Genomic DNA, 19195 nt, shown 5'->3' with positions numbered 1-19195 from the left:
AATCACCCCTTCGACAGCGAGTGCGCATAAAGTTTTCGTGGCCGCGCCGGCAGGATGTCGATATCAGTCGTCGCCATCGCCGCCGCCGGGGGCCAGCAGGCCCAGTTCCTCGAGATCCAGCTGTGTGATCGGATCTTCATCCTCGCGCAGCTCGTCACTCATCATCGGCAAAGGTACGCCGAAATTGGAGGGAATGCGGCCCGAAAGCAGCCCTGCCCCCTTCAGCTCCTCGAGCCCCGGCAGATCGCGCAACTCCTCAAGACCGAAATGATCGAGAAACTCCACCGTGGTGCCGATCGTCACCGGCCGGCCGGGGGTGCGCCTGCGGCCACGAAACCTGACCCAGCCCGCCTCCATCAACACATCGAGCGTGCCGCGCGATGTCTGCACGCCGCGAATCTCCTCGATTTCGGCGCGTGTCACCGGTTGATGATATGCGATAATCGCCAGAACTTCCAGCGCCGCGCGCGACAGCTTCTTCGGCTCCTTTTCCTCAGCGCGGATGACGAAGGAAAGATCGCCGGCGGTGCGGAAGGCCCATTGCCCGCCCACCTGCACGAGATTGACGCCCCGCTCCGCATAAAGCACCTTGAGACGCTGCAGAATGGCAACGACATCCATGCCGCGCGGCAGGCGCTCGGCGATGAAAGCCACGGAGACCGGCTCGGACGAGGCGAAGACCAAAGCCTCGGTGATCCGCTCGGCCTCCTTCAGTTGCCGTTCGGAAAATACCGTGGGTTCGAATCCCACCCCATCTGTTACGATCATCGCCTCGCCGGTCTCTTCATCATCAGTCATTGTCGCTCCTCCCGGCACTGGCCGCGGGCTCATCCCTCGTGCCGCGGCGCATATAAATGGGCTGGAAAGCGCCCTCCTGCCGGATTTGCAGCGATCCCTCGCGCACCAGTTCCAGCGAAGCGGCAAAGGCGCTGGCGATCGCCGTCACCCGCATGGCGGGATCGGGTACATATTGCAGCAGATATTGGTCGAGCACGGTCCATTCCCCGACATCGCCGAGGAGGTTGGTCAAAAGCTCACGCGCCTCGACAAGCGACCAGACCTGCCGTTTTTCAATCGTGACCTGGGTAATCGCCTGCCGCTGCCGCAGATTGGCATAGGCGCTGAGCAAGTCATAAAGGCTCGCCTCATAGGCGGAGCGGTTGATGTGCGGAATATGCTCGGGCGCGCCGCGGGCGAACACATCGCGGCCGAGCTGGGCGCGGTTGACGAGACGTTCGGCCGCCTCGCGCATCGCCTCCAGGCGCTTCAGCCGGAAGGCCAGCGTGGCGGCCATTTCTTCGCCCGAGGGACCGTCATCCTTGGATTGCTGCGGAATGAGGAGCTTGGATTTCAGGAAGGCGAGCCACGCCGCCATGACGAGATAGTCAGCCGCAAGCTCGATGCGGACGCGGCGCGCGCTTTCCACGAATTGCAGATATTGTTCGGCAAGGGCCAGCACCGAAATGCGCGACAGATCGACCTTCTGCGTGCGGGCAAGATGCAACAGCAGATCAAGCGGACCTTCAAAACCCGCGACATCGATGACCAGCCCGGCCTCGCCCGTCAGCCGCTCCGGCGTCACATCCTGCCAGAGCTTGTCCATCGGTGTCGAATTGCGAGACTTGTCTGCGGCCATTGTTCCATCCGCCGGGCGTCCGGCCTGTCGTCCCGAGTACCGGGCCGCCGCCCGACTGTCAGGAAACGGCCCACATGGCGTTGAATTCGGCTCTCAGCTCCGCTTCGTCGGAAGGGTCCGCAACAGGGAAACCCGCTTCCACGGCCCGCACCCGCTCCAGCGAACGGCCGGAAAGAACAGGAACCTCCTTCACGACCTGCAGCATTTCACCCATCACACCGTTGCAATGCAAGACTATATCGCAGCCGCCCGCAACAATATTCGCAGCTCTTTCACCAAGCGGGCCCTTCAGCGCATTCATGGAGCTGTCGTCGGACATCAGCAGACCGTCGAAGCCGATCCGCCCGCGAATGATCTCCTCGATCACCTTCGGCGAGGTCGTCGCCGGGCGCTCACGGTCGACGGCGTTGAACACCAGATGCGCGCTCATCGCCATCAATTCACGGTTCAGCGCCCGGAACGGCACGAAATCATGGGCGTCCAGCTCATCGAGCGGCACATCGACGACCGGCAGTTCGTGGTGCGAATCCACCATGCCGCGGCCATGGCCCGGCATATGTTTCATGACAGGCAGCATGCCTCCCGCCTTCAGGCCGTCCGCCGCTGCTTGCCCCATCTCGGCCACCATGGTCGGCGTGTAGCCATAGGCGCGATTCCCGATGACATTGCTGGCGCCTTCCACCGGCACATCGAGCACCGGCAGGCAATCGACATTGATGCCGAATTTCATGAGGTCGAAGGCATGCAGGCGCGACATCAGCCAGGCGGCGCGCAGACCCGCCCCCCGGTCGCGCTCATAGATTTCACCGAGAATGCGGGCGTTCGGATAGGCCTGCAGGATCGGTGGCTTGATACGCTGCACGCGCCCACCCTCCTGATCGATCAGAACCGGCGCATCTGACCTCCCGACGGCGTCGCGCATGGCGGCGACGAGATCGGTGATCTGCTGCGGCTCGCCGATATTGCGCCCGAACAGGATGAAGCCCCAGGGCTGTTCATCGCGGTAAAGGGCAATCTCGTCGGCCGTCAGCGAAAGCCCACTGCATCCGAGGATCATAGCTTTGCAATCGGTCATGGGTGTCACGCTCAAAGGGAAAAGAGATGGAGGGTGGGTAAAAGGGGATGTGCTCTCGGAGTGCGAAAACAGTCAGGTGGACCTGCGGCCGCCATCCTCGCATAACCTCTCCGCCGTCATCCTCGGGCTTGTCCCGAGAATCCACAACCCGGAGCGATGGGTCCTCGGGTCAAGCCCGAGGATGACGGCGGAGCGTGAGGAAAGGCCGAGTGCCATCCAAAAGGGCTGCCTCACGCGGCAGCCCCGATCTGTCTAAGCCAATCCGGCCACTATCACCGCGCCACCAGGCAGCTGCCGCCGGCTGAGCGGAACCTTTCGCACAGCGCCACGGCTTCGCTCTTGTCACCGGCCGGGATACGGACGCGGTAGAACGTGCCCTTGCCAGCGATTTCGGCGGCCTTGATGTCGACGCCGCGTCCACCGATGACCGAGCCGAACTTGGCCGACATGTTCTGGTAGGACTTCTGGGCTTCCGCCTGGCTCGGCAACGAGGCGATCTGGATGTAGTAGCCGCCGGCGGAAGGCGTGCTGGTCGCCGCCGGCGTCGCGGCCGCCGTCTGCTGCTGTGCCGGAGCGTTCGTGGGGCGGACATTGCCCTGGTTGGTCACAGTCGCCACCACATTGGCTGGCTGCGAGGACGGACGCGCCGAGGGAACTGGCGCCGCCGACTGTGCTGCCGGTGTCGTGGCGGCAGGCGTGTTCGCCTGCGGCTGAGCCTGCTCCGGTGTGACCGGGACCCGCGATGCGGCGATGACGGCGGGCGCGCCCTCACCCGGCTTTGCGGTCTGCGGTGCTGCAAGCTCCTCAACCTTGTCGGCCTTCGGCGGCTGGGCGGCCGGCGCTTCGACTTCCTGGGCAACCAGCGTGCCGTCAGGCTTGACGATCATGGTGCGGACCTTACGCGGCGAAACGCCGGTTGCAGCAGATCCTTCATTCTGCGCAGCCTTTTCTTCCGGCGAAAGCAGGCGCGGATCTTCTGTTTCGCCAACCGGCGTGCCGGCGGGTTCCATATCCGCATCGTTTTCGCCTTCCAGCGGCAATTGTTCGGGGATCAGCGTACGCTGCACCACATCCACCGGCTGCTCGTTGCTGGAAATCAACGACGGCTGTTTCGGATCGGCAGCGCCGCCGCCGGCCACGCGGTCATAAACCGCCTTGTCCTGGTTCGGCACAACGCGACCGCCCGGATTTTCCGGAACGACCTTCATCGGATCGCTATCGGCGGAGATGATGACCGGCGCGCCATTCGAACCCATGCTGGACGAACCGCCGGAAACCAGCGCGTACACGCCGCCACCGACCAGCACCAGACCGATTGCCGCGGCAACCGGCATGATCCAGCGGCGACCGCCGCGTTCATCCTCACCACGATAATCCGCCGGATGCTCCACATAGGTATTCTCGGCGTCGCGGGATGCGTTGCCACGGGAAGCCGCAGCCTCCTGCATGGAACGACGGAAATCCTCTTCCAGCGCCCTCTCGAATTCATCGGCCTCTTCCGGAGCCGGCGCAGGACGCGCCTGGGCGGCGCCGCGACTGTCGCCATGTTTGTGACGGTCGAGACCACCGGCGACGGCAGGTGCAAACAGCGTCGCAAGCTCGGTATCGATATCGAGATCTTCCTCGTGACGGCGCGCGGCCGGCTTGGGTTCAAAAACACCGACCGGCAGTTCCGGCACATCCATTTCGACGATGGTTTCCGGATGTTCTTCCGTCTCGCCGATCTGCGAAGGATCGAAAGGCAGGCTTTCCAGCGTCTGCGGTGCGACTGGCTGCGGTGCTGCTGCAACAGCGGGGCGCGGCTGCACCGGAACGGCGGTCACAGATGCGGCCACGGAAGCCGGGCGCGGCTGCGGCGCGGGCTGTTCCCTCACCGGCTGCGGCGCGGCGGCCGCAACGGCAACCGGAGCGGCTGGCTGCTGGCGAACGGGTTGCGGCGCGGGCGCAGGTGCAACTTCCGCCTCGGCGATTTCAGACAAATCGAGATCCAGATCGAGATCGTCGAGCGCAAGCTCGAAATCATCATCGTTGAAGCCGGCGAAATCCGTGAAATCCAGCTCTTCTGCGGGTGCCGCAGGCGCAGCAGCGGCAATCGGCGCGGCCTTGACCGGCGCGGCGGCAACCACGGGCGGCTCCACCTTCGCAGCCTGCGCAGCGGGAACATCTTGTACGAGCGGTGTTTCGCCGCGACCGGGAATGGAATATTTCGCGACGTCGTAAATCAGCTCGTCCATCGGCGACAGATGTTTCGCTTCCGGCTTCTCGGCAACCTCAAACGCCATAGGCTCTGCGGCAGGCGTGAAGGTCTCGGCGACCGAAGGCGCAAAGGACGGAGCGGCCTCCACCGCCTGAACGACGGCAGGCGCGGGATCGACTTCGACCTGCGGCTCGATGCGGGCTGCGGCAGGCTGCTGCTCGGAGCGTGGCTCAACCCGCCTCGGATCGACAGCCGAAACATCCCGGCGCGCGCCGAAATTGGCGAGCGGCAGCCGCAGGCTGGAAAATTCCAGCGAGGACCGGCCGCCATGCGACGGCGGACGCACGGAAACCGGTGCGGGCGCCTCCTCGGCGACAGCTATTTCCACCTCGTCGGCGAGATCGAAAGCCTGCGGCTCCGGCGCATAGGAATGACCATCGGCGTGAATGTTGCTCGAAACATCGGCGGGAAGCTCCGGCATCGCATGCCATTCGGTCGCGGCGGGTTCCACTGCCTGCGGCTCTTCCCACCCAGCCTGCTCGGCGACGGGCTGGTAAACCATCGGCTCGGCGGGACGCGACTGGCGCGAATGCACATCGAAAACTTCCGCCACCGCGGAGGCGTCGTCGCGGAAATCCGCACGAATATCCTGCGCGGTCGTTTCGACGTAGTTGTGAATATAGGCCTGATCGACTTCCGGAAGCGGCTCTTCCATCACCTCCGGTGCGGATGCGGCAACAGGCGCGGGTTCATCCGCCGGCGCAAGCTCGGGCTCGCGGCGGGCGAAAACCTGCTCGACACGCTGCATGAAATCGTTGGGATGGATGCCTGTGCGAACATCGTTTGCCGGATCAAGAACGACCGGATCGGCATGCGGCGCATCGTAGACTTCGAACTCCCGCAGAAGCTCGTCCTCGAGGTTGAATTCCGGTTCGCGGCGGGTCGCCGGCGAAGCGGCGCGCGGCGCAGCCTCGGAACCCGCATGCGAAGGACGATCTTCGAAGCCGACGATACGCGCCAGTTCTGCCAGAGGATCGTTGTCAGCGAACCCTTCGGACCGGGCGTCCCGGTTATACGCGACTTTTTTTTCGACCATTACGTGTTCCACCATCTACGCATTGCAGCTCTTGCCAGCGTATTGTGAGCAAATAATGGTGATATGTTATCGCATTTCGGCAGGTGCGTCCGCTCCTAAAAGCGTGAGGCCGGACCTCAAAACATTTGCGACAGCATTCACCAGCCCAAGTCTGGCAATGCTCAATTCTCGGTTTTTATCGTTAATAAAACGTAATTCCGGCTGGTCTTTGCCCTTGTTCCAGTGTCCATGGAAGGAACTGGCGAGGTCATAGAGATAAAAAGCAAGCCGGTGCGGCTCGTGCGAAAGAGCCGCCGATTCGATCAGGCGCGGATATTCGGCGAGCTTTGCAACCAGCTGCAACTCGTTGATATCGCTAATCAAAGCGACGGAGGCCGCCATCTCCTCAGCCGAAGGAGAAAGCCCCGGAAACGCTTCCTGCGCCTGCCGGAAGATCGACTGTGAGCGGGCGTGCGCATATTGCACGTAAAAGACCGGATTATCCTTCGATTGTTCGGTCACTTTCGCGAAATCGAAGTCCAGCGGCTCGGAATTCTTCCGATAAAGCATCATGAATCGCACCGGGTCGCGACCCACTTCGTCGACAACATCGCGCAGCGTGACGAAGTCGCCGGAGCGCTTCGACATCTTCACCGGCTCACCATCGCGGAACAGCTTGACGAGCTGGCACAGCAGCACCGTCAGTTTCGATTTGCCTTCGGAGACGGCGCGCGCGACCGCTTCCAGCCGCTTCACGTAGCCGCCGTGGTCGGCGCCGAGCACATAGATCATCTCGGAAAAACCGCGGTCGAACTTGTTCTTGAAATAAGCGACGTCCGCGGCGAAATAGGTGTAGGAACCGTCCGATTTCATCAGCGCGCGGTCCATGTCGTCGCCCACCTCGGTGGAGCGGAACAGCGTCTGTTCGCGGTCTTCCCAGTCGTCAGGCAATTCGCCCTTCGGTGGCGGCAGGGTGCCCTTGTAGACATGGCCCTTGAACGTCAGGTCATTGATAGCAGAGAGGATCGGACCGCCATTGCCCTCATGCAGCGTGCGCTCCGAGAAGAACACGTCGTGCCGGACGTTGAGCAGCGCCAGATCCTCGCGGATCATCGCCATCATCGCGTCGATCGCCTTGTTCTTGACGATAGGCATCCACTTTTCCTCGGGCATGGCGCGCAGCTTGATGCCATATTCATCCGCCAGCGCCTGGCCGACGGGAACGAGGTAGTCGCCGGGGTAAAGACCGGACGGAATGGTGCCGATATCTTCGCCGAGCGCCTCGCGGTAGCGCAGGAAGACGGAACGGGCCAGTACATCGATCTGCGAGCCGGCATCGTTGATGTAATATTCCTTGGTAACGCCGTAGCCTGCGAATGCCAGCAGGTTCGCCAGCGTGTCGCCCACAACGGCGCCACGGCAATGGCCGACATGCATCGGGCCTGTCGGATTGGCGGAGACATATTCGACGTTGATCTTCTGGCCGGAACCGATGGTGGAGCGGCCGAAATCGATGCCCTGCCCGATCATGTCTGCCAAAAGACGCTGCCAGTAACCGACCGAGACCTTGAGATTGATGAAACCAGGACCCGCGACATTGACGCTGTCGACATCGCTATCCGCCTGAAGCGCGGGCACGATGAGTTCGGCGAGCGCGCGCGGATTGGTGCCGAGCGGCTTGGCCAGCACCATGGCGGCATTGGTTGCAACATCGCCGTGGCTGAGATCGCGCGGGGATTCGACGGTAATTCGACTGAAATCGACCTTTTCGCGGTTCTCTTTCACGAGATCGAGGGTCTCGAGCGCGTTTTTGATCCTGGTATCGAAATCAGCAAAAATGTTCATCGTTCCAACCTGCGCGAAGGGCTTCTGTTTATGTCCGGCCATCATAACCGGGTCGGCTCCGCGATTGCCCGCTGCCCTATCGCAAATCGGGGGTGTGGTCAAACAGCCGCTGGTGGGCGCGCAGTGCATAACTATCGGTCATGCCGGCCAGATAGTCGCCCACATGCCGGGCTTTTGCGGCCACGCTCATGCCGGAAATGCTGTCCACCCAGTAATGGCTCTGCATTTCCGCCGGCACTTCCATATAACGGTGGAAAAGATCGGTAACGATCTGCGTGGCACCGGCGCGGATGCGCATGATTTCCGGATGGCGGTAGATATGGCCGAACAGCAGCTTCTTGATCTGCCGGTCGGTCTCGGCCATTTCCGGCGAGAAGGTCGCGACGGTGAAATCGGCGGCGCGGATATCGGCCGCGCTTCGTGGTTTCAGGCGGGCAAGATTCTGCTGGGCAACGCCGATCACATCCTCGACCATATGGGTGATCTGGCGGCGCATGATCTCATTGGCAAAACGCTCCTTGTCGAGCACGGGATATTTCGCCCGCACCTGCGCCATCAGTCCGCTGAGGAATGGCACCTCTTCCAGCATCTCGAAAGTGAGATAGCCGGCACGCAATCCGTCATCGATATCGTGGGTATTATAAGCGATGTCATCGGCAATCGCCGCCACCTGCGCCTCGAGGCTCGCATAGCTGCCGATTTCCAGATCCTGCTGCTCGCAATATTCGAGGATGGGCAGCGGAACCGGCCCCTTGATCCCCTCGCCCTTCGCATTCACCAGCGGACCATTGTGTTTGACGAGACCTTCCAGCGTCTCCCAGGTGAGGTTGATACCGTCATATTCGGCATAACGGCGCTCCAGCTTGGTGACGATGCGCAGCGACTGGGCGTTATGATCGAAGCCGCCATAGGGGAGCAGCACCGCATCCAGCGCGTCTTCGCCGGTATGGCCGAAGGGCGTGTGGCCGAAATCATGCACCAGCGCCACGCCCTCGGCCAGATCCTCATCCAGCTTCAGCGCACGGGCGAGCGCACGGGCGATCTGCGCCACCTCGATGGTGTGGGTAAGCCGCGTGCGATAGTGGTCTCCGTCAGGGCTGATGAAGACCTGGGTCTTGTGCTTCAGGCGGCGAAAGGCCGTCGTGTGAACGATGCGGTCGCGGTCGCGCTGGAATTCGGAACGCGTCAGGCTTCCCTCTTCGGGAAAAAGACGCCCGCGCGTGGTCCATGGATCCGAGGCGAAAACCGCCCTCTCACCGCTTCCGAAACCCAATGCGCGCTGGTCTATGATCATGCATCCACCTGTTGTCTTCGCCGCCATGACCTAGACTGTGACTTCCTTTTCACCTCGGCCATTGACCTTTTCATTTACCCTTCATACCTATCGCAGAGGTCGGCGCAAAGCATCATCGCCGCGCTGACCGCCTTCACACAGGCTATAGACCGTTAATTTGACCGGTTTATAATGGTGACAACGAGATTATTGCTCTCCGGTTCTTGACCCCGGCAGGAGGAACGACATGGAAAACAGCGACATTACCCTTTCGGAAGCCGCGGCAAAGCGAATCGCCCAGATCGTCGCCGCCGACGCCGGCAAACAGGCGCTGCGCGTCTCGGTGGAAGGCGGCGGCTGCTCGGGCTTCTCCTACAAATTCGATCTGGCCGAAGACAAAACCGATGACGACATCGTGATTGCCCGCGGCGACGCCAAGGTGCTGATCGACAGCATGTCGGTCATCTATATGGCCGGCTCCGAAATCGACTTCGTCGATAATCTTCTGGGCCAGTCCTTCCAGATCAAGAACCCCAATGCCGTGGCAAGCTGCGGCTGCGGCACCAGCTTCTCGATCTGACGATTCTATCCACCACATCCTCGCCACCACCTTCCAAAAACGGTGGCAATCGGTTTTGCATCGGGTAAAAGTACCCCCACAAAAGGGAAACTCCGATGAAGATTGCCACCTGGAACATCAATGGCGTCAAGGCGCGTATCGAAAACCTCTGCCAGTGGCTGAAGGATTCATCGCCTGACATCGTCTGCCTTCAGGAAATCAAGTCGATTGACGAGGGTTTTCCCCGGCTGGAGATTGAGGCGCTCGGTTATCACGTCGAGACTCACGGACAGAAGGGTTTTAACGGCGTCGCGCTGCTCTCGAAGGTGAAGCCGGACGAGGTCAACCGTGGCCTGCCGGGCGATGATGCCGATGAACAGGCCCGTTTCATCGAAGGCGTGTTTTCCGTGGAAGGCGGCGCGATCCGCGTCTGCTCGCTTTACCTGCCGAACGGCAATCCGCCAGACGATCCGGTGAAATATCCCTACAAGCTTGCCTGGATGGAGCGCCTGCAGCGCTTTGCCGAAGATCGCCTTGCAATGGAAGAGCCGCTGATCCTGGCCGGCGACTATAATGTCATTCCCGAACCCTTCGATTGCCACGACCCTCGTGTCTGGGAAGGCGACGCCCTGTTCCTGCCGAAAACACGCGCAGCCTTCCGCAAGCTGGAGAATCTCGGTTTCACCGATGCCGCGCGGGCGACGACGGATGAAGCAGGACTTTATTCCTTCTGGGATTATCAGGCTGGCGCATGGCCAAAAAACAACGGCATCCGCATCGATCATCTGATGCTGTCAGCCGAAGCCGCGGACAGGCTGGAATCCGTCAGCATCGAAAAACATGTGCGGGCCTGGGAAAAACCGTCCGACCATGTGCCGGTCTGCGGTTATTTCGCTTTCAATCCAGTCGGCTGACCGGCCCCTTCAGGCGGAAGAAACCACCCTGATCGCCATTCTCAATCCGGGCCATCTCTCAATCCGGCCAACTCTCAATCCGGATCGCTAAACTGCATGTTCTGTGCGAGTGCGATTGCCGCGCGGCGATCCTTCTCACCGGCGAGCGAAAAAGCCTGCTCCTGCAGGTTCTGTATCCAGGTACAGTCCGCCGCCGCGCATTTGTCGAGCGCAGCGGTCATGAAGGCCAGCCCCCGCGTCGTTTGACCTTCCTGGAAGATCAGGTTGCCGAAGATCGACATCGCGCCGGCATGGCCGTGTTTGCGGGCCTGATTGAGCCACTTCTTGGCCTGCTGCACGTCGGCGCGACCGCCCTCGCCGGCGAGAATCATCTCCGCCAGACGGAACTGCGCCTCCGCGACGCCAAAGGTGGAGGCAACCTGGAAATAAAGCTGGCGGGCCTGCGACAGGTCCATCTTCACCGGGCTGCCGGGAATGCCGTGACGGTAATAATCGGCAAGGGAAAGCAGCGCATTGACAAAAAAGCCGGTATCTTCCGAACCGGGCTCAACGCCCTGGCTGGCGATTTCGCTGTAGATCTTGAAAGCTTCGAAGTCGTTCTTGGCAACGCCGTCGCCATAGGCATACATATTGGCAAGCGCCCAGCGAGAGCCGGTATGGCCTTTTTCAGCCGCATAGCGATAGGCCTCGACGGCTTCGCCCTTGTTGCCGTTCTTGTAGGCCTTGAAGCCGAACTTGAACAGGTCGAAGGGGCCGGATTCCTTGGTCACGCCCGCATTGATGTCAAAAGCCGCAGCAGGCATTGCGAGCGACGCAAGCAACATGCCCATGAGGAGCGGCTTTAAAACGTTGGCTTCACATTTCAGCATTTCAGCGAACTTCTCTCACTCTTCCCGGCATATAGCCAATACTTGCGGAATACTGCAAAGCCGAACTCCGCCGGGTCGCGATTTTTCGAACACACTGCGTCTTTCCGGCAGCACTTTCCAGCGCACCACCGGTGGTCTTTTGCAGCAACTGCCCTAATTTTCCAGTGAGACAGATATAGGCATAATTTCCGGCAATATAACGGCATTTAACCGTCCACCGGTCAGACCTGAACAAGAATGCCGGATGTAATTCCCGTATTACTTGCTTAAACCCTGAATCCAAACCCGTTTTCACTTTCCGGCCTTGCGCATCACCACATCAAACGCCTGCATGTTCTTCCATTCCCGCGTCCCTAAACATAAGCCAAGCACCCTGTTTGTGGCGGGAAATGGACAGATATGCTCACATTCCAACGCGACCACACGCTTGCAGAAAAGTGTTGCCAAATCGTCACAAAACTTTCGGCCTAGAAAATTTTATCGAGCAGGAATCATAGTCGCGCACGAAAAAGGCCCGGCTGGTAAACCGGACCTTTATTTTAGCATCTGCGGAAGGATGCTGTCAGAATTTGACCTTCACGCCCGTGGAGATTGCTGCCACGAGGTCGTTGCCGAAGTCGTAGCCCACCTCGTTGCCGCAAGTGAACCCGGCACCGCACGGTCCGCCATTAATGGAAGAGCTGCCGGAGGTCAGGAGGCCGAGAGCACCGGCAATCTTGAACTCGATATTCTTGTTCGGGGAGTAGACAATCTGCGTGCCCAGCGTCCAGGTGTCGGTCTGGGTGCCGATGACAGTCGATGTACCGCGATCCCAGGTCAGGCTCACAGCGCCACTCCACTGCTCATTGAACTTGTGGCCAACGCCACCGGAAATCGTCCAGCCATCGCGGTAAAACAGGTCGAGCGTGTTCAACGTGTCTTGTCCAGCGGGAACGCAAGGTGACGTGCCGACAGCGCAGAAAGGAATGACCTGAATCTGGCTCCAGTCGGTCCATTTCACCGAACCGAAAGCAAGCCAGTCCGGCGCAATGCCGGATTGCACCTTGAGTTCGATACTGTCTGGCATGGAAACAGAGCCATAGATCGGCACGAGCTTGCCGCCGTATTTCGCAAGCGTCGGAGAAATGGACGGCGGCGTCTGCGGAATCGCCCTGACATCGGCGAAGCCGGTCAAGTCGTGATCGACGGCGCTGTTATAAACAAGGCTCGCACGGAAGGCGATCTCTGGAATCTCATAGGCCATGCCGGCGCGCCAGCCCCAGCCATCACCTTCCATCTCAAGTTTGCCAACGCCGCTGAAGCTGGACCAGGCCGGATTGAGGCCCAGAACGGCCGGCCCGAGAACCTGACGGTATTTATAACCGCTGATCTCCTGGTAGAAACCGCCGCCGATGATCGAGAAGTCGCCTTTGCCAAGATCGAACTTCACCCGGCAGGTGGTAGCGTAATTGTGCGACTTGACCTTGGTCTCGATATTGTAGCTCGATCCCTGCCAGATGCCGGGATTGAGATGTGCGCCCCAGGGCTGCGAATAATCGAACATGCAGTCGCCGAAATCGCCGATTGCCGCCTTGGCACCGACGCGGGTCGACCAGAAGTTTTCAGAGTCGTCTGCGGTGCTTGACCAAGAAGCAGGTAAGGGACCGCTCTTTGCCGGGTTGTCGCGCGCATTCTCCACCTTGCGCTGCGGCGCGACGAAGGTTGCGGAACTGTCGAGAACATAATCGGACGGATCGAACAGCAGGTCGATATTGTAACCGCCACGCTCAAGGCCGCCGGCCAGTGAAGGCGTTACCGCCGCGATGCTGACTGCGAAACATACCGCGCCGCGAAAAATTGCAGTTTTTGCCATCTCTCTCCCCAATCAAGGCAATGTGATCGTCAAAAGAGTGAAGCGCTTCGCGGCAAATGACAATCTGCCGCACACTGGCACAGTTCCGCGACACTTCTCCATTTTTTACGTAAGAATTTTATGCGTATGCCCTTAAATAGTCATTTTAGGTTATTTTTCTAATCCAATTGGAGCAATCAGACATAAAATGAAACAAATTCCCACTTGAGACAGGAATTGTCGCCAAATAACCACACTTGCGAGTTTCCCGAAGAAACGCACTTATCAGGCCGTTTTTGTTGGATTTTTTGGCTGTTCCAAAGGTTTTCGGGCGGGCATGGCCTGAAATAATCGCTCTTTCGAACCCGCGTGATTCGTCGTTGCGGCGCAGCAATCAACCGGGGCGAATTGTTCCGCAAAAACAAAAAACGCCCCCTTTTCGAGGAGGCGTTTTGTATTCGTAAATGACGGAGGCAGCTATTATCCGGCTTCGCTGACCCGTGTAAGCGCTGTTCTCAAGCTTGCAAGCTGCACTTCCAGCTCCGCCTTGCGCTCGCGCTCGGCGGCCACGACTTCCGGATCGGCATTGGCCACGAACTTCTCGTTCGACAGCTTCTTGTCGATGCGTTCCATTTCCGCATCCACCTTGCCGATCGCCTTTTCGAGCCGGGCCTGTTCAGCCGCGAGATCGACGAGGTTGCCGAGCGGCAGGCAGACCGTGGCCTCACCGACGATGATCTGGGCCGAACCCTTCGGCGCGACATCGGCAGCGCGGATTTCATCCGCCCGCGCCAGGCGCCGGATGGCCGCGGCATGGCGGTCCAGTCGCGCTTCCGTGGAGGTATTGGCACCGACGACCACCAGCGAGGCGGTAGCGCCCGGCGGCACGTTCATCTCCGCGCGCGCGGAGCGAATGCCGGAGACGAGATCGATCAGCCAGTTGATTTCGGCGGCTGCCGCATCGTCGCGGAATTCCGGCTCCGGCCAGTCGGTGAGGCAGAGCAGATCGTCGCGCTCCTCGCCCTCGCCGGCCGTATGTGCCCACAGTTCTTCGGTCATGAAGGGCATGAAGGGATGCAGCAGCTTGTAGATCTCGTCCAGAACATAGGCCGCGCAGGCCTGCGATTCCCTCTTCGCTTCTTCGTCTTCGCCGCTGAAGACAGGCTTCAGCAGTTCCAGATACCAGTCGCAGAACTGGTTCCAGACGAAACGGTAGAGAATTCCGGAGGCGTCGTTGAAACGGAAGTTCTCAAGCGCCGCCGTCACGTCGCGCGCCGTATTGGCAAGCTCGGTCAAGATCCAGCGATTGATCGTCAGCGACGCGGTCTCGGCGAGGAAATGCGGATCGCGCTTCACGCCGTTCATCTCGGCAAAACGGGTCGCATTCCACAGCTTGGTGCCGAAGTTGCGATAACCGGCGATACGCGCCGGATCGAGCTTCACGTCGCGGCCCTGCGCCGCCATGATGGCCAGCGTGAAACGCAGCGCATCCGCACCATATTCATCGATCAGTTCCAGCGGATCGATGACGTTGCCCTTGGACTTCGACATCTTCTGGCCGTTCTTGTCGCGAACCAGCGCATGGATATAGACCGTGCTGAAGGGCTCGACCGGGTTGCCGGCATCGTCCTTCATGAAATGCAGGCCCATCTGCATCATGCGGACAACCCAGAAGGGGATGATGTCAAAACCGGTCACCAGCACGTTGGTCGGATAATAACGCGCCAGTTCCGGCGTCTGCTCGGGCCAGCCAAGGGTCGAGAACGGCCAGAGCGCCGACGAGAACCAGGTGTCGAGCACGTCTTCGTCGCGCGTTAGGATTTCACCCGGCTTGAAGTTTTCGAGCTTCTCTTCCACCCAGGCCTTCCATGGACCTTCATGGGCAATATAATGCTGGATGGCCGCCTGAAGCGCCTCTTCCTCGGTTTTCTCAACGAAGACCTGCCCGTCCGGGCCATACCATGCCGGAATCTGGTGTCCCCACCACAATTGCCGCGAGATGCACCAGGGCTGGATGTTCTCCATCCACTGGAAGTAGGTGTTTTCCCAGTTCTTCGGCACGAAATTGGTGCGGCCTTCGCGCACCGAGGCAATCGCCGGCTGGGCAAGCGTCTTGTTGTCCACCCACCATTGGTCGGTCAGGCGCGGCTCGATCGGCACACCGCCACGATCGCCATGCGGCACGACGTGCTTGTGCGGCTCGATCTTGTCGAGCAGGCCGGCTTCCTCGAAGATTTCGACGATGATCCTGCGGGCGGTAAAACGGTCCTGCCCTTCCAGACGGTCCCATGCGCCATGCAGCGCAGCCGGATGGCTGAGGCCTTCAAGGAAATCCTCATTCTCCTTGATGGTGATCGTGCCGTCGATATTCATGACGTTGATGGCGCGCAGGCCGCAACGCTTGCCGACTTCGAAATCGTTGAAATCATGCGCAGGCGTGATCTTGACCGCGCCCGTGCCGGCCGTCGGATCGGCATAGTCATCGGCGACGATCGGGATCTTGCGTCCGACGATCGGCAGGATGACATGCTTGCCGACGATGCCCCTGTAACGCTCGTCTTCCGGGTTCACCGCAATGCCGGTATCGCCGAGCATCGTTTCCGGACGCGTCGTTGCGACGACGATGTAATCGCGGGTTTCGAACTCGGTGGGCTTGCCCTCTTCGTCGAAGGCAACCGGATACTGATAGGTAACGCCCTTTTCCAGCGGGTAACGCAGGTGCCAGAGATTGCCCTTCATCTCGATCTGCTCGACTTCCATGTCGGAAATCGCCGTCAGCAGCTTCGGATCCCAGTTGACGAGGCGCTTGTCCTTGTAGATCAGGCCCTGCTTGTAGAGCGTGACGAAAACTTCGAGAACCGCTTCGGAGAGGCCTTCATCCATGGTAAAGCGTTCCCGCGACCAGTCGCAGGAGGCGCCGAGACGTTTCAGCTGGTTGAAGATGAGGCCACCGGATTCGGCCTTCCATTCCCAAACCTTTTCGACGAAAGCCTCACGGCCCATATCGCGGCGGCCCGGAAGCTGCTGTTCCATCAGCTTGCGCTCGACGACCATCTGCGTGGCGATGCCGGCATGGTCCATGCCCGGCTGCCACAGCACGTCCTTGCCGCGCATGCGCTCGAAGCGGACCAATATATCCTGCAGCGTGTTGTTGAGCGCGTGGCCCATATGCAGGGAGCCGGTCACATTCGGCGGCGGAATGACGATGGTGAAGGTTTCCGCACCCGGTTTGGCGTTGGCGCCGGCACGAAAAGCGTTAGCCTCGTCCCAGGCTTTGGCGATTTTCGGTTCGACGGAAGCGGAATCGTAGGTCTTTTCGAGCATTTCCTGACCTGAATTTTAGAGTTCTTGTGTGGATTTTTTAAATAAGGATGGACGGGAGAGAGTCAACAGAAACCCGCCCGCGAGCCAACCATTGAGCGGACCCACGGGTGACTATGCCCCCATAACACCTTCATCTTCAACAAAAAAGCCGCCCCTATGCCGGAGCGGCCCCTGTTTCGTAGCATCCGCCGCAATCGCTCGTGCGGCCGGAGGAGAACTTAGCGGCGCGAACCGCGCGCCACGCGCTCGATTTCCTCACGCACCAGACGCTCCACGAGCGTCGGAAGATTGTCTTCCAGCCAGTCCTGCAGCATCGGGCGCAGCATTTCAGCCGCCATGTCCTCGATCGAGCGCCGCTCGACGCCGTCGAAAACCTGCGCAAGCTCGCTGAAGGAACGGGCGATCTGCGCGCCGGCAGCGGCGGAAAGGAGATTGAGCGACACGCCGCCCTCACCAACCGCCACGTCTTCTGCCTGTGGCTTGGCCAGATCGAATGCATGTTTTTCAACAGCAGGTTCCAGCACCGCCATATCGAAACGATCCGCTGTCAGCGGCGTTTCGATGGCACCGCGCAGCGACAGCTGATCGAAGCGGTTTTCGGCCGAAGGCGCGCTCTCGATGGCGGCAGCGGCGGCGCGATCCTCGGCGGCAAAAGATACCGGCTGCTCGCTCACGCTGGATGCCGGCTGCTCGCCGACGCTCGCGGCGGCCGCAGCCATCAGCGGCCGAACATCCGTCGGGCGCTGCGGTGCAGCGCGTTCCGAAGACGTCGCGGACAAAGGCTGCGATAGAGCCGGCGCAGCAGCCGGCGGCGCGGTCTCGGACGCGCCACTGCGGGCCTGCGCGGCGAAAGCCTGCGGCCCCATGGCCGCGTTACGGTCTGCAGCGGCACGCACACGGGCGGCAACATCGGCAAGGGACATGGTCTTTTCGGCGGCGCTTTCCTGCCCTTCAGCCATTGGCTTTTCGGAAACCGGCGAAAACTCCTGCGCAGGCCGTGAGCCGAAAGCCTGGTTTGCAGCGGGGGGAACACGCGCCGGCGGGCTGATGGGCTCCGCCACGAAGGCCGCTTCGCTCGCAGCCTCGTCTTCATCGTCATAGACCGGCGGCAACTGCCCGGAAAACGCACCGGCAGGTCCGGTCTCGTTGCTTTCGATGATCCGGCGGATAGACGCCAAAATCTCTTCCATGGACGGTTCACGCGCTACGCTTGGCTGAGCCATATCAATCCCCGGTTTCCACTCTTCGAGCGCCCTTGCCGCATCCCTCGGACACCGGATGAGCGCTCCTTGACCTGTTCAATTTGCACATCGCGTTTTCGACAACCGAAATCGATCGTCACACCGATGCTCTGAAACATGGCCGGCCAAGCGCTTGAGCATTTCGCCGTCCCTGTCGCAGGATCATGCGGGGCAGAAATACGCACACCCCGAATCACCCTTAGTTTAGGTCAGCATAGCGAGGAACTAAATCACTGATTCGACAAGTTTCGTGATGATGCACAGCTTTGTGAGAGCGGCCCGGAAGGAAGCGCCCGCCGGCAAACCGAACATAAAAACGCCGGGGCGGAAACGTCACCCCGGCGTCAAAAGAGAAGATGATCCTTTGCCGATCAGAAAACGAATTCGGCCGCCTTGGCAAAACCCGGCAGCGGCTTGATCGAAGCATTGAAGAAAGCGGCTGCCGATGTGCTGTTGCCATCGCGGCGATAGACGGTGGCCTTTGCGGCGCCACCATATCCGACGACCACGACCAGACGTCCGCCGTCGCGCAGCTGGTCGATCAGTGCCGCCGGCACTTCTTCCACCGAGCCGTTGATGAAAATGAGGTCATAGGGCGCTTCGCCCGCATAGCCCTTTTCGAGATCGCCTGTCACGACGGCGACATTGTCATATCCGAGCGAGGCGAGCGTCTCGGTCGCCTGTGCGGCCAGCGCCTCATCGCTTTCAAGCGAAACCACCGAACCGGCAAGCTGCGAAAGGATGGCAGCCGCATAACCTGCGCCGCCGCCGACTTCCAGCACCACGTCCTCCTTCGACACGGCCGAAAGCTGCAGCAGCTTTGCCAGCGGCGAGGTCTTCATGACATAACGGGCCGGACGGCCATCGCGGGCGGGACAGATCTGCAGGTCCTCGTCCACATAGGCAATCTGCCGCACGCCCGCCGGCACGAATGCCTCGCGCGGCACACTCAAAAACGCCTTCAGCACGGAATGCGACGTCACGTCGGTCGTACGCAACTGGCTGTCGACCATATTGGCGCGTGCGGTTTCGAAATCCATCATATCGTCTCGCCTCAATTTCAAGGATGCCGGTCGGGAAGCCTCGGCTCCAAAAGCTCAAAATGGCAGGGGCTCACCCTCGCCTTTGGATAATCTCATAATTGCCCAAGCGCACGCTTTCAAGCGCGCTGAGCAGGATGTGCGGGAAAAAGCGAAACAGTGGAGTTTTCCGGAACAGCAAATTACCGCGAAGCGGGGCACAAATACCGAAAACATTGTGTTCGTGGAATTTTTTGGAGGCCTCGCCCGGAATTGAACCGGGGTACAAGGATTTGCAGGCTTTCACCCGCCATTGATTTACCATCGCAATTTCCCC

Annotated in this window: 14 protein-coding genes; 2 read left to right on the top strand and 12 right to left on the bottom strand. The window is 60.4% G+C overall.

The annotated features are described in order from the left end of the window. Window positions 1-63: 63 nt before the first annotated feature. From scpB to BS627_RS04885, 6 genes are all read right to left on the bottom strand, one after another. Window positions 64-798: an SMC-Scp complex subunit ScpB gene (gene scpB / locus BS627_RS04915; RefSeq protein ID WP_089153214.1), complete on the bottom strand. Its 735-nt coding sequence runs from the start codon at window positions 796-798 to the stop codon at window positions 64-66. Continuing rightward, on the bottom strand, window positions 791-1636 hold the full coding sequence (locus BS627_RS04910; RefSeq protein ID WP_077982155.1) for a segregation and condensation protein A: 846 nt from the start codon (window positions 1634-1636) through the stop codon (window positions 791-793). Before BS627_RS04910 ends, scpB begins: the two co-directional genes overlap by 8 nt. A gap of 58 nt (window positions 1637-1694) precedes the next feature. Then, window positions 1695-2711: a beta-N-acetylhexosaminidase gene (nagZ, locus tag BS627_RS04905; RefSeq protein ID WP_077982154.1), complete on the bottom strand. Its 1017-nt coding sequence runs from the start codon at window positions 2709-2711 to the stop codon at window positions 1695-1697. Between the two features lie 272 nt (window positions 2712-2983). Further along, the gene (locus BS627_RS04895) at window positions 2984-6004 is read right to left on the bottom strand and encodes an SPOR domain-containing protein (RefSeq protein ID WP_077982152.1); all 3021 of its coding nucleotides are present in this window, start codon (window positions 6002-6004) and stop codon (window positions 2984-2986) included. A gap of 66 nt (window positions 6005-6070) precedes the next feature. After that, complete coding sequence (gene argS, locus BS627_RS04890) at window positions 6071-7828, bottom strand: arginine--tRNA ligase (protein ID WP_077982897.1); 1758 nt, start codon at window positions 7826-7828, stop codon at window positions 6071-6073. A 76-nt stretch (window positions 7829-7904) separates the two neighbouring features. Continuing rightward, entirely contained in the window at window positions 7905-9122 is a 1218-nt protein-coding gene (locus tag BS627_RS04885; RefSeq protein WP_077982151.1) for a deoxyguanosinetriphosphate triphosphohydrolase, read from the bottom strand. Between the two features lie 226 nt (window positions 9123-9348). Here BS627_RS04885 and erpA point away from each other — a divergent pair, with 226 nt between their 5' ends. Together erpA and xth are read left to right on the top strand one after the other, a co-directional pair. Then, a complete protein-coding gene (gene erpA / locus BS627_RS04880) occupies window positions 9349-9681 on the top strand; it encodes an iron-sulfur cluster insertion protein ErpA (RefSeq protein WP_077982150.1) in 333 nt (110 codons plus the stop codon). Window positions 9682-9776: 95 nt separating this feature from the next. Further along, window positions 9777-10574, top strand: coding sequence for an exodeoxyribonuclease III (gene xth / locus BS627_RS04875; RefSeq protein WP_077982149.1), 798 nt, complete (start codon window positions 9777-9779; stop codon window positions 10572-10574). Between the two features lie 74 nt (window positions 10575-10648). Here xth and exoR read toward each other — a convergent pair whose 3' ends face one another. The 6 genes from exoR to BS627_RS24340 all read right to left on the bottom strand — a co-directional run bounded on the left by exoR (window position 10649) and on the right by BS627_RS24340 (window position 19183). Continuing rightward, window positions 10649-11443, bottom strand: coding sequence for an exopolysaccharide production regulator ExoR (gene exoR / locus BS627_RS04870; protein ID WP_077982148.1), 795 nt, complete (start codon window positions 11441-11443; stop codon window positions 10649-10651). Window positions 11444-12005: 562 nt separating this feature from the next. Then, complete coding sequence (locus BS627_RS04860) at window positions 12006-13295, bottom strand: outer membrane protein transport protein (protein WP_077982146.1); 1290 nt, start codon at window positions 13293-13295, stop codon at window positions 12006-12008. A gap of 459 nt (window positions 13296-13754) precedes the next feature. Then, window positions 13755-16598, bottom strand: a complete 2844-nt coding sequence (locus BS627_RS04855; protein WP_077982145.1) for a valine--tRNA ligase — start codon at window positions 16596-16598, stop codon at window positions 13755-13757. Between the two features lie 218 nt (window positions 16599-16816). After that, complete coding sequence (popZ, locus tag BS627_RS04850) at window positions 16817-17821, bottom strand: cell division protein PopZ (RefSeq protein ID WP_077982144.1); 1005 nt, start codon at window positions 17819-17821, stop codon at window positions 16817-16819. Between the two features lie 389 nt (window positions 17822-18210). Continuing rightward, window positions 18211-18882 (bottom strand): protein-L-isoaspartate O-methyltransferase family protein, encoded by a 672-nt coding sequence (locus BS627_RS04845; protein ID WP_077982143.1) that lies wholly within the window; start codon window positions 18880-18882, stop codon window positions 18211-18213. A gap of 70 nt (window positions 18883-18952) precedes the next feature. Then, window positions 18953-19183 carry a hypothetical protein gene (locus BS627_RS24340; RefSeq protein WP_131829409.1) on the bottom strand — a complete coding sequence of 77 codons (231 nt, stop codon included), beginning with the start codon at window positions 19181-19183 and terminating at the stop codon, window positions 18953-18955. Window positions 19184-19195 lie beyond the last annotated feature (12 nt).

Source organism: Agrobacterium salinitolerans (assembly GCF_002008225.1).
Classification (GTDB): domain Bacteria; phylum Pseudomonadota; class Alphaproteobacteria; order Rhizobiales; family Rhizobiaceae; genus Agrobacterium; species Agrobacterium salinitolerans.
This window is presented reverse-complemented; position numbering and strand designations above follow the sequence as displayed.

Excerpts from the sequence above, each read along its gene's own strand:
- scpB (WP_089153214.1), bottom strand. The coding sequence starts at position 798 with ATGACTGATGATGAAGAGACCGGCGAGGCGATGATCGTAACAGATGGG.
- BS627_RS04910 (WP_077982155.1), bottom strand. The coding sequence starts at position 1,636 with ATGGCCGCAGACAAGTCTCGCAATTCGACACCGATGGACAAGCTCTGG.
- nagZ (WP_077982154.1), bottom strand. The coding sequence starts at position 2,711 with ATGACCGATTGCAAAGCTATGATCCTCGGATGCAGTGGGCTTTCGCTG.
- BS627_RS04895 (WP_077982152.1), bottom strand. The coding sequence starts at position 6,004 with ATGGTCGAAAAAAAAGTCGCGTATAACCGGGACGCCCGGTCCGAAGGG.
- argS (WP_077982897.1), bottom strand. The coding sequence starts at position 7,828 with ATGAACATTTTTGCTGATTTCGATACCAGGATCAAAAACGCGCTCGAG.
- BS627_RS04885 (WP_077982151.1), bottom strand. The coding sequence starts at position 9,122 with ATGATCATAGACCAGCGCGCATTGGGTTTCGGAAGCGGTGAGAGGGCG.
- erpA (WP_077982150.1), top strand. The coding sequence starts at position 9,349 with ATGGAAAACAGCGACATTACCCTTTCGGAAGCCGCGGCAAAGCGAATC.
- xth (WP_077982149.1), top strand. The coding sequence starts at position 9,777 with ATGAAGATTGCCACCTGGAACATCAATGGCGTCAAGGCGCGTATCGAA.
- exoR (WP_077982148.1), bottom strand. The coding sequence starts at position 11,443 with ATGCTGAAATGTGAAGCCAACGTTTTAAAGCCGCTCCTCATGGGCATG.
- BS627_RS04860 (WP_077982146.1), bottom strand. The coding sequence starts at position 13,295 with ATGGCAAAAACTGCAATTTTTCGCGGCGCGGTATGTTTCGCAGTCAGC.
- BS627_RS04855 (WP_077982145.1), bottom strand. The coding sequence starts at position 16,598 with ATGCTCGAAAAGACCTACGATTCCGCTTCCGTCGAACCGAAAATCGCC.
- popZ (WP_077982144.1), bottom strand. The coding sequence starts at position 17,821 with ATGGCTCAGCCAAGCGTAGCGCGTGAACCGTCCATGGAAGAGATTTTG.
- BS627_RS04845 (WP_077982143.1), bottom strand. The coding sequence starts at position 18,882 with ATGATGGATTTCGAAACCGCACGCGCCAATATGGTCGACAGCCAGTTG.
- BS627_RS24340 (WP_131829409.1), bottom strand. The coding sequence starts at position 19,183 with ATGGTAAATCAATGGCGGGTGAAAGCCTGCAAATCCTTGTACCCCGGT.